The organism is Streptomyces sp. 549, from assembly GCF_030124175.1.
GTDB lineage: Bacteria > Actinomycetota > Actinomycetes > Streptomycetales > Streptomycetaceae > Streptomyces.
Genome location: NZ_JASKMT010000005.1, coordinates 230,245 through 242,392, shown reverse-complemented (window position 1 = coordinate 242,392; position 12,148 = coordinate 230,245). Strand labels below are relative to the sequence as shown.

The 12,148-nt window shown below is 72.7% G+C and carries 10 protein-coding genes; 6 read left to right on the top strand and 4 right to left on the bottom strand.

The window, feature by feature from the left end:
• Nucleotides 1-14 precede the first annotated feature (14 nt).
• Complete coding sequence (locus tag QNO07_RS08815) at nt 15-920, bottom strand: 5'-3' exonuclease (protein WP_283991206.1); 906 nt, start codon at nt 918-920, stop codon at nt 15-17.
• Between the two features lie 258 nt (nt 921-1,178).
• Here QNO07_RS08815 and QNO07_RS08810 point away from each other — a divergent pair, with 258 nt between their 5' ends.
• The 5 genes from QNO07_RS08810 to QNO07_RS08790 all read left to right on the top strand — a co-directional run bounded on the left by QNO07_RS08810 (nt 1,179) and on the right by QNO07_RS08790 (nt 7,537).
• Complete coding sequence (locus QNO07_RS08810) at nt 1,179-2,864, top strand: BCCT family transporter (protein ID WP_283991121.1); 1,686 nt, start codon at nt 1,179-1,181, stop codon at nt 2,862-2,864.
• A gap of 262 nt (nt 2,865-3,126) precedes the next feature.
• Nucleotides 3,127-4,185 (top strand): iron ABC transporter substrate-binding protein, encoded by a 1,059-nt coding sequence (locus QNO07_RS08805; RefSeq protein ID WP_283991120.1) that lies wholly within the window; start codon nt 3,127-3,129, stop codon nt 4,183-4,185.
• Between the two features lie 6 nt (nt 4,186-4,191).
• Nucleotides 4,192-5,754 (top strand): ABC transporter permease, encoded by a 1,563-nt coding sequence (locus tag QNO07_RS08800; RefSeq protein WP_283991119.1) that lies wholly within the window; start codon nt 4,192-4,194, stop codon nt 5,752-5,754.
• Entirely contained in the window at nt 5,751-6,815 is a 1,065-nt protein-coding gene (locus QNO07_RS08795) for an ABC transporter ATP-binding protein (protein ID WP_283991118.1), read from the top strand. Before QNO07_RS08800 ends, QNO07_RS08795 begins: the two co-directional genes overlap by 4 nt.
• 20 nt (nt 6,816-6,835) lie before the next feature.
• Nucleotides 6,836-7,537, top strand: a complete 702-nt coding sequence (locus QNO07_RS08790) for a helical backbone metal receptor (protein ID WP_283991205.1) — start codon at nt 6,836-6,838, stop codon at nt 7,535-7,537.
• Here QNO07_RS08790 and QNO07_RS08785 read toward each other — a convergent pair.
• The 3 genes from QNO07_RS08785 to QNO07_RS08775 all read right to left on the bottom strand — a co-directional run bounded on the left by QNO07_RS08785 (nt 7,464) and on the right by QNO07_RS08775 (nt 10,681).
• Nucleotides 7,464-8,192, bottom strand: a complete 729-nt coding sequence (locus QNO07_RS08785; protein ID WP_283991117.1) for a gamma-glutamyl-gamma-aminobutyrate hydrolase family protein — start codon at nt 8,190-8,192, stop codon at nt 7,464-7,466. The genes QNO07_RS08790 and QNO07_RS08785 overlap by 74 nt on opposite strands.
• Before the next feature lie 13 nt (nt 8,193-8,205).
• The gene (gene eat, locus QNO07_RS08780) at nt 8,206-9,675 is read right to left on the bottom strand and encodes an ethanolamine permease (RefSeq protein WP_283991116.1); all 1,470 of its coding nucleotides are present in this window, start codon (nt 9,673-9,675) and stop codon (nt 8,206-8,208) included.
• A gap of 175 nt (nt 9,676-9,850) precedes the next feature.
• The gene (locus tag QNO07_RS08775; RefSeq protein WP_502961804.1) at nt 9,851-10,681 is read right to left on the bottom strand and encodes a FadR/GntR family transcriptional regulator; all 831 of its coding nucleotides are present in this window, start codon (nt 10,679-10,681) and stop codon (nt 9,851-9,853) included.
• Nucleotides 10,682-10,752: 71 nt separating this feature from the next.
• Here QNO07_RS08775 and QNO07_RS08770 point away from each other — a divergent pair, with 71 nt between their 5' ends.
• Nucleotides 10,753-12,144, top strand: coding sequence for a glutamine synthetase family protein (locus tag QNO07_RS08770; RefSeq protein WP_283991114.1), 1,392 nt, complete (start codon nt 10,753-10,755; stop codon nt 12,142-12,144).
• Nucleotides 12,145-12,148 lie beyond the last annotated feature (4 nt).

The window sequence follows — 12,148 nt, the reverse complement described above, 5'->3', positions numbered from 1 at the left end:
AGGCGGGAGCGGCTCTATGAGGCGAGAGTGGTCACCACCCGCTGCAACGAACCTCCCAGTCCCCAGCGGCTGCCCAGCGCCGCCACCGCCTCCGGGTCGGCGGGCCGGCCCGGCAACTCCGGGTCGAAGGGCGGCAGGGTGAGGGCGTCCGCCACCCGGACGACCTGCGGTGCGACCGCCAGATAGGGGCGGGACTCGTCCAGCCGCCTGCGCTGCGCGGGCGTCAGCCGACTCGCGGGATCGTCGACGGCGGCCATGATGCCGGCCAGGTCGCCGAACTGCGCGAGCAGCTTCGCCGCCGTCTTCTCGCCCACACCGGGGACACCGGGCAGGCCGTCGCTCGGGTCGCCGCGCAGCAGCGACAGGTCCGTGTAACCGGCGCCGTCCACCCCGTACTTGTCCCGCAGCGCGTCCTCGTCGAAGACGGCCAGTGTGCCCACGCCCTTCACCGGGTAGAGCACCCGCACCCCGGCGGTGTCGTCCACCAGCTGGAAGAGGTCCCGGTCGCCGGTGACGATGTCCACCGGTCCGGCGGCACGGCGGCTCAGGGTGCCGATCACGTCGTCGGCCTCGTAGCCGGGTACGCCCACCCGGGCGATGCCGAGGGCGTCCAGCACCGCCTCGATGATCGGCACCTGCGGCGCCAGGGTGTCCGGGGTCTCCTCGGTGTCGGGGCCGCCGTCGTGCTGCTCGGCCACCCGGTGGGCCTTGTAGGTGGGAATGAGCGCCACCCGCCAGGCGGGCCGCCAGTCGGCGTCCATGCAGGCCACCAGGTGGTCCGGGCGGTGGTCCTGTACCAGTCGGGCGATGAAGTCCAGCAGGCCGCGGACCGCGTTCACCGGGGTGCCGTCGGGTGCGCGGACGGACTCCGGCACGCCGAAGTAGGCGCGGAAGTACAGGGACGCGGTGTCGAGGAGCATCAGCCGGGGGGCGGCGCCATCGGAGGGTGTCGTCACCCTCCGATCATGCCGCACCCCGGCTGCCGCCGGGCCCTGCGGCGGATCGCCGGATGCGAGTTCGTGACGCGTGGGTTCATAATTTGGGGGCAGGCATGGCCACTCGGGGCGTGAGCCCCCAGCTTGCCAGTCGCCTGCCCTCGAAAGAGAAGGAAGCCGCACGTGCCCGCGAAGCAGCCAGCAAACGCGCCGAGTGACACTCCGGATACCCCCCGACAACCCATGGCGGCGCGCAAGCCGTCGATCGCACCGCGTGTCTTCTATCCTGCCGCTCTTGTCATCCTCGCTTTCGTCCTGTGGGCCGTCGTCTTCCGGGAGTCGGCGAAGAACACGGTCAGCACGGTCAACAGCGAGGTCATCGGCGGTCTCAGCTGGTACTACATCATTCTTGTCTCGCTGTTCGTGGTATTCGCGCTGTGGGTCGGCGTCGGCCGTTTCGGTGACATCAAGCTCGGTAAGGACGACGAGAAGCCGGAGTTCGGCCTCGGGTCCTGGCTGTCGATGCTCTTCGCCGCCGGAATGGGCATCGGCCTGGTCTTCTGGGGCGTCGCCGAGCCCTTGAGCTTTTACGGCAGCCCGAAGCCGGGAGTGGGTACCGGAGAGGCCGAGCGGGCCGAATTCGCCATGGTGCAGACGTTCCTGCACTGGGGAATCCACCCGTGGGCCATCTACGTCGTCGTCGGCCTGGCCGTCGCCTACGCGGTGCACCGCAAGGGGCGCCCGGTGTCCATCCGCTGGGCGCTGGAGCCGATCCTCGGCGACCGGATCAGGGGCCGGTGGGGTGACCTGATCGACGTGGTCGCCGTCGTCGGAACCGTTTTCGGTGTGGCCACCTCACTCGGCTTCGGTGTCATGCAGATCGCCGCGGGCATGGAGTTCAACGGCTGGGTCGACTCACCCGGCAAGGGACTCCAGGTGGCGCTGATCATCGGCATCACCCTGATCGCCACCGTGTCCGTGGTGACGGGCATCGGCAAGGGCATCAAGTGGCTGTCCAACATCAACATGGGCCTGGCCGCGCTGATCATGCTCTTCGTGCTGATCGCCGGCCCCACGCTGTTCATCCTCGGCGACTTCGTGGAGAACATCGGCGCGTACCTGCAGAACATCCTCGGTCTCAGCTTCGACACCGGCGCCTCGCAGGGCCAGGAGGGAACCGACTGGGTCAACGGCTGGACGGTCTTCTACTGGGGCTGGTGGATCTCCTGGGCCCCCTTCGTCGGTATCTTCATCGCCCGTATCTCGCGCGGCCGGACCGTGCGCGAGTTCGTGTGCGGCGTGCTGCTGGTGCCGACCCTTCTGACCTTCTTCTGGTTCTCGGTCTTCGGCGGCAGCGGCCTGTACAACGAGATGTTCCAGGACGGCGGGATCGTCGGCGAGGACGGATCGGTGGTCACCGACAGCGCGCTGTTCCAGCTGCTCGGCACCCTGCCCGGCGGGACCTTCTTCGCCGGCGTGACGATTCTGCTGATCGTGCTGTTCTTCGTGACCTCCTCCGACTCCGGCTCCTACGTGGTGGACATGCTCGCCTCCGGCGGCGACCCGGAGCCGCCGGTGTGGAGCCGGGTCTTCTGGGCCGCCGCGGAGGGACTGGTCGCCATCGCGCTGCTGGTCGCCAGCGGCACCGGAGGCGACGCGCTGACCACGCTCCAGACCATGGCGATCATCATCGCGCTGCCGTTCAGCGTGGTCATGATCGGGATGTGCGTGGCGACCCTGAAGTCCTTCCACCAGGAGCGGCAGGCCTTTCTGGCGGCTCGCCGCCGCAGGCAGCACGAGCGCATCGTGGACCAGGCGGTCGCCGCCATCGAGGAGGGCCTGGAGAACGGGTCCGCCTCCTCCGAGGGTGGCGGACGCGGCGGCGGAGACGCCGACGGCAAGCCGGTCACGCTGGGCAAGAAGCCCTGACGGCAGGCACGTTCGCAGGCGCCCTCGCAGACAGGTACGTGAGGCACGCGCCCCCGGCGCCGACCCCGGTCGGCGCCGGGGCGCACGGTTGTGCGGCGGGTTGTGCGGCGGCTCACACACGTCACGGGGACAGCACGATTTTTGCCCCGTGTTGACACTTAGGTAAGGATTACCTTAACCATAGGGTGCTCAATGAGAACCCTCCCGCCCGCCGGACCGCAGTCCCGTGTCCGGCACGGCGGGCAGACGGAAAGGCACCCAGATGCGACAGAAGTCCGCACCACGGCTCGCGGCGCTCGCCGCGGTGGCGGTGCTGCTGCCCGCCACCGCCGCCTGCGGGAACGACAGTTCCGACAAGTCCGCCGGCACCTCCGCGACCGACGGTGGGACGTCCCGACTGGTCGTCTACTCCGGCCGGGACGAGGAACTCGTGGCGCCGCTGCTGGAGCAACTGGAGAAGGCCACCGGCACCGACGTCGAGGTCCGGTACGGCGACAGCGCCGAACTCGCCGCGCAGATCCTCGAAGAGGGCGACCGCACCAAGGCCGGGCTGTTCTTCGCCCAGGACGCCGGCGCGCTCGGTGCGCTGTCCAAGGCCGGAATGCTGGAGAAGCTGCCGCAGAAGTCCCTCGACAAGGTCGACTCCACCTACCGCGGCGGCAAGGGCGACTGGGTCGGCGTCTCCGGCCGGTCCCGCGTCCTCATCTACAACACCGACCAGGTCGAGACGGACGAGGTCCCCGACAGCGTCCTGGACCTCACCAAGCCGGAGTGGAAGGGCAAGGTGGGCTACGCCCCGACCAACGCCTCCTTCCACGCCTTCGTCACCGCCATGAGGGTCTCCGAGGGTGAGGACCGCACCCGCAAGTGGCTGACCGACCTCAAGGCCAACGACGCCAAGCCGTACGAGAAGAACGGCGCCGTGCGCGACGCCGTGGACGCCGGCGAGGTCTCCCTCGGGCTGATCAACCACTACTACTGGTACGAGAAGGCCTCCGAGGTCGGCGAGGACAAGCTCAACTCCGCACTGAAGTTCCTGCGCGCCGGCGACCCCGGGGCGCTGGTCAACGTCGCCGGTGTCGGCGTGCTGCAGGGCGACCAGAGCGAGACCGCACGCAAGGCGGCCGACTTCCTCCTGTCGAAGGAGGGCCAGACCTACTTCGCCGAGCAGACGAAGGAGTACCCGCTGGCGAGCGGAGTCGAGAGCCCGGTCGAGGGCCTGCCCGCCCTGGACACCCTCAAGGGACCGGACATCGACCTGACCGAACTCGACTCGCTCGAGCAGACGTTGGAGATGCTCAAAGACGTCGGAATGGTCTGACCCGGAATGAGCACCACCACCCGCCCGGCCGGCGCGCAAGCGCCGGCCGGGCACCGGCGCGGCAGGCGCAGGCCCCCGGCCGTGCTCGCCGTGCCGGCGGCGCTGGCCGCGGCCCTGGCCCTGCTGCCGCTGGGCTACCTCGGCGTCCGCGCCCTGGAGCACGGGCCCGGCTACGCCTGGGACATCGCCGCCGACCAGCGCACCCTGGAACTGCTGGCCCGCAGCACCGGCCTGGCCGCCGTGGTCGTCGCGGGCTGCCTGCTGCTGGGGGTCTCGCTCGCCTGGCTGACGGTGCGCACCCGGCTGCCCGGACTGCGCCTGTGGGCGGTGCTGGCGACGCTGCCGCTCGCCGTCCCCAGCTATGTCGCGGCCTTCGCCTGGGTGTCCGCGCTGCCCGGACTGGCGGGCTTCACCGGCGCGGCCCTGGTACTCACCCTGGCCTGCTTCCCCTACGTCTACCTGCCGGTGGCCGCCACGCTGCGCGGCATCGACCCCGAGCAGGAGGAGGCCGCCCGCTCCCTCGGGAACGGCCCCTGGCAGACGTTCCGGCGGGTCACCCTGCCGCAGCTGCGCCCGGCCGCAGCGGGCGGCGGACTGCTGGTGGCCCTCTACGTGCTCTCCGACTTCGGCGCCGTGTCGATCATGCGGTACGAGACGTTCACCCGGGCCGTCCACACTTCCTACCGGGCCAGTTTCGACCGCACCCCCGCAGCGGTGCTCGGCTGCGTGCTGGTGGCCCTGACCATCACCCTGGTACTGGCGGAGGTCCGCACCAGGGGGCGGGCCGGGCACTCCCGCACCGGGCGCGGCACCTCCCGCCCGCCCCTCCGGGTGCCGCTCGGCCGGCACGCGCTGCCCGCACAGCTGTGGTGCGGCACCGTCGCGGCGGCGGCCGTCGGCTTCCCGCTCGCCACGCTCGGCTACTGGATCGCGGTCGGCAACACCGCCACCTGGGACGCGCCCCGCCTGCTGGAGACCGCGCTCAACACCGTCACCGTGGCTGCCGCCGGTGCAGCCCTGACCACCGCGCTCGCCCTGCCCGTCGGGGTGATCGCCGCCCGCTACCGCGGCCGGACCGCACAACTGCTGGAGCAGGCCGCCTACGCCGGGCACGCCCTGCCCGGCATCACCGTCGCCCTGGCGCTGGTCTTCTTCTCGGTGCGCTACGCCTACCCGCTCTACCAGCAGCTGCCGCTGCTTCTCGCCGCCTACGCGGTGCTCTTCCTGCCGCTCGCGGTGGGCGCCACCCGTGCCGCGGTGCTCCAGGCGCCGCCGGTGCTGGAGGACGTCGCCCGCTCGCTGGGCCGCTCTCCGCTGCGGGTACTGCGCGAGATCACCGTGCCGCTGGCCGCGCCCGGGGTCGCCGCCGGCGCCGCCCTCACCTTCGTGGTCATCATGAAGGAGCTGCCGGCGACACTGCTGCTGCGGCCGACCGGCATGGACACCCTCGCCACCCGCCTGTGGTCGCAGACCGCACTGTCCGCCTACGCGGGCGCCGCGCCCTACGCCGCCGCGCTCGTCCTCATCGCCGCCGTTCCGGCCTATCTCCTGGGGAGGCACCGCCCGTGACCGCTCTGCGGATCAGCGCGCTGCGCAAGTCCTACGGGCCCGGCCCCGCCGTGCTCGACGGCCTCGACCTCACCGTGCCCGCCGGGCGGCTCGCGGCCGTGCTCGGCCCGTCCGGCTGCGGCAAGACCACGCTGCTGCGGGTCGTGGCCGGCTTCCTGCGCCCGGACGCCGGCACCGTCACCGTCGGCGACCGCGTCGTGTGCGGGCCCGGCGTGAACCTGCCGCCGGAGCGCCGCAGCATCGGCATCGTCGCGCAGGAGGGCGCGCTGTTCCCGCACCTGAGCACCGCCCGCAACGTCGCCTTCGGCCTCACCGGGCGCTCGCACACCTCCCGCGCCGCACGCGCCGCCCGCACCGAGGAGATGCTGGAGCTGGTGGGGCTGGGCGGCTACGGGCACCGCATGCCGCACGAACTCTCCGGCGGCCAGCAGCAGCGGGTGGCACTCGCCCGCGCACTGGCGCCCAGCCCGGCGCTGGTGCTGCTGGACGAGCCGTTCAACGCGCTCGACAGCGCGCTCCGGGCGGGCCTGCGGGCGGACGTGCGCGCCGCCCTGCGGGCTGCCGGTGCCACCGCCGTCATGGTCACCCACGACCAGCAGGAGGCCCTGTCCACCGCCGACCTGGTCGCGGTGGTCCGCCGCGGCCGGGTGACGCAGTGCGGCACTCCCGAGGAGGTCTACCGGCAGCCGGCCGACACCTGGGTGGCGTCCTTCGTGGGCGACGCCGTGCTGCTCGCGGGAAGGGTCGAGGGCAAGACGGCGGCCACCGCGCTGGGCCGGGTGCCGCTCACCGGCGGTGCGGGGTCGCGACTCAGCGGCACCGTGGTGCTGCGACCGGAGCAGCTGGCGCTTACCGGGCCGGACGGGGCCGCGGCCCGCGGCACGGTCCGCGACGTGTGCTTCTACGGCCACGACGCGCTGGTGTCGGTGGCCGTCGAGGGTGTGCCCGGCACGGTCGACGTGCGGCACCCCGGCCCGGTCGCGCTGCGCCCGGGCGACACCACCGGCATCAGCGTCACCGGGGCGGGCACGCTGCACGCCGAGCCGGAACCGGCCGCGTGAGTGCGCCGCGGGTCGTCTAGCTGGTGCCGTCCCTGACGGAGGCGGTCGCCGAGACCGGGCCCGGCCTGCTGGTGGGGGCCACCGACTGGTGCAGCCACCCCGCCGGCCTGGACGCGACCCGCGTCGGCGGTACCAAGAACCCGGCCGTGGAGCGGATCGTTCGGCTGGCCCCCGACCTCGTCCTCGCCAACGAGGAGGAGAACCGGCCCGCCGACCTGGACGCGCTGCGCGCGGCCGGACTGGAGGTGCTGGTCACCCGCATCCGCACCCTCGACGAGGGTTTCACCGAGCTGGACCGGGTGCTGACCCGCGGCTGCGGCCTGCCCCGGCCGCGCTGGCTGGACGAGGCCCGCGCGGCCTGGCGGGACGTGCGGCCGGCGGCCCCCGTACGCGCGGTGGTGCCGGTGTGGCGCCGTCCGTGGATGGTGCTTGGCCGGGACACCTTCGCCGCCGACGTGCTCGCCCGGCTCGGGGTGGCCAACGTGTGGCAGGACCACCCCGAGCGCTACCCGGCGCTGCCGCTCGCCGAGCTGAACGGCTGCGGGGCGGACCTGGTGGTGCTGCCGGACGAGCCGTACCGCTTCACCGCGGAGGACGGCCCGGAGGCGTTCCCCGGGCTGCCCTGCGCGCTGGTCGACGGACGTCACCTCACCTGGTACGGCCCGTCGCTGGTACGGGCTCCGGCCGTGCTGGGCGACGCGCTGCGAGCAGCGCTGACATGACCCGCAGGTCGTCGCCGGCCTCCGGGTGCCACTGCACGCCCACCGCGAAGCGGTCCGTGCCGGCCAGCTCTACCGCCTCCACGGTGCCGTCCTCGGCGTGCGCGCACACCCGCAGACCGCGCCCCAGCCGATCCACCGCCTGGTGGTGGTAACTGGGCACGCTCACCCGGCCCTCCAGGACCCGGCCGAGCGTGCTGTCCGCCACCACCGTCACCGGATGGGCCGCGAACCGGCCGGGCGGTCCGCCGTGCCCCTCGACGTGCTGGACGAGCGTGCCGCCCAGCGCGACGTTGAGCAGCTGCATGCCGCGGCAGACGCCCAGCAGCGGCAGCCCGGCGTCCAGCGCGGCCCGGATGAGGGCCAGCTCCCACCGGTCGCGCTCCCGCGCCGGCGGACCGGTGTGCGGGCCCGGCTCGGCGGCGTAGTGGACCGGCTCCACGTCGGGGCCGCCGGACACCACCAGGGCGTCGAGCCGGGCCACCACCGCCTCGGCGGCGCCGGGCGCCTCGTCGGGCGGGAGCATCGCGGCCAGCCCGCCCGCCCGCTGCACCAGCCGGTGGTATCCGGCGGGCAGCAGCGCGGCGGGCAGTTCCCACACGCCCCAGCGGGCTGACGCCTCCAGGTAGGTGGTGATTCCGACAAGGGGTGTGGACACGGGTACCTCCGGATCAGTCGCGTTCCAACTCTGCCTCGGCCTCCGCCAGAGCGGCGAATTCCTCCTCCGGCGCGGCGGCCACCAGCCGGTGCCGCGAGTAGAAGGTGAAGTAGCCGACGGCGACCAGGTACAGCAGGAACGCGATGCCTGCCGCCCGCGGGTCGACGAGGAAGGTGGCCACCACCGCGGTGCAGGCCAGGACGAAGGCGACCGACGAGGTCAGCAGGCCGCCGGGAGTGCGGTAGGGGCGGTGCAGGCCGGGTTCGCGGCGGCGCAGCACGATGTGCGACAGCGACATCAGCACGTAGGAGACCGCCGCGCCGAACACCGCGATGTTCAGCATCAGCGCGCCGTCGCCGGTCGCCGCGGCCAGGGTGAACCCGATCGCGCCGGGCACCAGCAGCCCCAGGTAGGGGGCCTTGCGGCGGCTGGTCAAGGAGAGGAACTTCGGCAGGTAGCCGGCCCGGGACAGCGCGAACAGCTGCCGGGACCCGGCGTAGATCAGAGCGAAGAACGAGGCCACCAGCCCGGCCAGGCCCGCGTAGTTGACGAAGCGGCTGAGCGTCGTCGGTTCGCCGCCGGTGGCGGCCTGGAGTGCGGCGACCAGCGGGTTGTCCACGTCCTTGATGGCGTCGGAGCCCGCGGCCCCGGCCGCCGGCAGCAGGGTGAGGACGGCGAGCAGCACCAGGATGCCGATGGCCAGGCCCATCGCCTTGGGCATGGTGCGCACCGGGTCGCGGGTCTCCTCCGCGGCGAGCGGCACGCCCTCGATGCCGAGGAAGAACCACATGCCGAACGGGAACGCGGCCCAGATACCCAGCAGCCCGTACGGCAGCCACGAGTTGGAGCCGAGAGCCTCGGAGTCGACGGCGATGTCGGTCAGCGAACCGGCGTCGAAGTGGGTGAGGGCGGCGGCGGAGAAGACGAGCAGCGCGATGACCGCGATGCCGGTCACGACGAAGCTGAAGCGCAGCGCCTCACCGACGCCCCACAGGTGCACGCCGATGAAGATGACGAAGCACGCGAGGTAGACCGGCCAGCCCGACTCCAGGCCGAACAGCCCGAGCGACTCGACGTAGCCGCCGATGAACACCGAGATGGCGGCGGGAGCGAGGATGTACTCGATCAGGATGGCGGTGCCGGTCAGGAAGCCACCCCAGGTGCCCAGCGCCCGGCGGGCGAAGCCGTAGCCGCCGCCCGCGGTCGGCAGCACCGACGACAGCTCGGCGAGCGAGAAGACCAGGCAGGTGTACATCAGGCCCATCAGCACGGTGGCGATGGCCAGGCCGCCGAAGCCGCCCTCGGCGAGGCCGAAGTTCCAGCCCGCGTAGTCGCCGGAGACGACGTAGGCGACGCCCAGGCCGGTCAGCAGCAGCCAGCCGGCGGTGCCGCGGCGCAGCGTTCGGCGCTGCAGATAGCCGTCCGTGCCCGAGGGGGACGGACCGGCCCCGGTGGTGGTGGATGTGTCGGTTCCCTCGGCCATGGGTCGCTCCCGCTCTGCCGAAACCATTGGTGTGGGGCCATACCTTTGTGTGCGACCCGGCTCCGGCGCAACCCCTGTGCGTTAAACCGCAGTAACGGCTGCCCGCCGCCCATCGCGTCGCGCCCCCCTCGCGTCGCCCAGCGTCCCTCGGTGCGCCCGCCCGGTCGTGCGCAGGTCAGGCCAGGAAGCCCCGGAGCAGCGCCGCGGTGCCCGCGCAGTGCTCCCGCGCCACCTCCCGGGCCCCGTCCGCGTCCCCTTCCAGCACGGCGTCGACCACGGCGGCGTGCTGCTGCTGGGCGTGCTCCAGGTTGCGGACCAGCAGCGGGATGCAGTCCAGCAGGTCGTTGACCCTGGCCCGGACGGCCGCGTACTGCGTGTGCAGGGTGGGGGAGCCGGACAGCTCGGCGAGCGTGAGGTGGAAGAGCGTGTCCTGCCTGCGGTAGTCGTCCAGGGCCGCGTCTCCGGTGGCGGCCAGCGCCGCACGCAGCCGCTCCGCCTCGGCCGCCGTCAGCTCCCGGGCCGCGCACAGCTCGGCGGCGCCGGTCTCCAGCACCTCGCGGAAGCGCAGCGCGTCCTCCAGCTCGGCCGGCTCCGCCCGGTCGCGCAGGGCCCGGGCCGGCGCGGCGGGCAGCGGCCGCGGCAGCACGAAGGTGCCGCCGTAGCGGCCCCGGCGGCTCTCCACCAGGCCCTGGTCGGAGAGCACCCGCAGCACCTCCCGCAGCGTCACCCGGCTGATGCCGAGCCGCTCGGCCAGCTCCCGCTCCGCGGGCAGCCGCCCGCCGCCGGGCACCAGGCCGAGCCGGATCACCTGGAGTATCTGCTCAAGCGCCTCCTCGAAACCGCTGCCGGCCCGTACCGGGCGCAGCACGGGCGTCAACCGGTCTTCGGCGTCGGGCCGTTGGTGCGTCCGCCCGCCTGCCGCGTCCGGCGGTGCCCCGGCCGGGGTGCCCCCCGCTGCCACGTCCCCGCTCCCCGCGGGGCCGTCCACTGCCCGGCCCGACTCCATCGCGCCCCTTCCCATGCAAAGGTATTTCCCACTACCTTAAGGCGTCCGGCGGCTCGAACAGGAGGCCCTTGGTGGCAGAACACACGGCATTCCCCCCGGCAGACCGCACGCCCCCGCTCACCGTCGGCGAGCTGCGGCGCCTGGTCGACATCGGTGACATCGACACCGTCGTACTCGCCTTCACCGACATGCAGGGGCGGCTCCAGGGCAAGCGCTTCGCCGCACGCCACTTCCTCGACGACGTCCTCGACCACGGCACCGAGGGCTGCAACTACCTCCTCGCCGTCGACGTCGACCTCAACACCGTCGAGGGCTACGCCATGGCGTCGTGGGAACGCGGCTACGGCGACTTCGCCATGCACGGCGACCCTGCCACGCTGCGCCGCACGCCCTGGCATCCAGGCACGGCCATGCTCACCGCGGACCTCGCCTGGCACGACGGCTCGCCCGTGGTCGCCTCACCGCGGCAGATACTGCGCCGCCAGCTCGACCGGCTCGCCGAACGCGGCTGGCGGGCGTACGCGGGCACCGAGCTGGAGTTCATCGTCTTCCGGGACAGCTACGAGGCCGCCTGGAACGCCGGCTACCGCGGCCTGACCCCGGTCAACCAGTACAACGTCGACTACTCGGTGCTGGGCACCGGCCGTGTCGAACCGCTGCTGCGCCGCATCCGCAACGAGATGGGCGCCGCCGGCATGACGGTGGAGTCGGCGAAGGGGGAGTGCAACCTCGGCCAGCACGAGATCACCTTCCGCTACGACGACGCGCTCACCACCTGCGACCAGCACGCGGTGTACAAGACCGGCGCCAAGGAGATCGCCGCGCAGGAGGGCCAGGCCCTCACCTTCATGGCGAAGTACGACGAGCGCGAGGGCAACTCCTGCCACATCCACCTCTCGCTGCTCGACGAGGCGGGCGCGCCCGTGCTGGCCGACGACACCGACCCGCACGGCATGTCCGCCACCATGCGGCACTTCCTCGCCGGGCAGCTCGCCGCGCTGCGCGAGTTCACCCTGCTCTACGCCCCCAACATCAACTCCTACAAGCGGTTCCGCCCCGGCTCCTTCGCGCCGGTGGCCGTCGCCTGGGGGCCGGACAACCGCACCTGCGCCTACCGGGTCATCGGACACGGACGCGGCCACCGCATGGAGAACCGGCTGCCCGGCGGCGACGTCAACCCGTACCTGGCGGTGGCCGGGATGATCGCCGCGGGACTGCACGGCGTGGAGCAGCAGCTCGAACTGCCCGAGCCGTGCACCGGCAACGCCTACCGGGGCGACGCCGAACGGGTCCCCACCACGCTGCGCGACGCCGCCGACCTGTGGGAGCGCAGCGAGCTGGCGCGCGCCGCGTTCGGCGACGAGGTCGTGGAGCACTACCTCCACATGGCCCGCACCGAGACCGACGCCTACGACACCGCCGTGACCGACTGGGAGCGCTTCCGCTCCTTCGAACGCATGTGAGGAC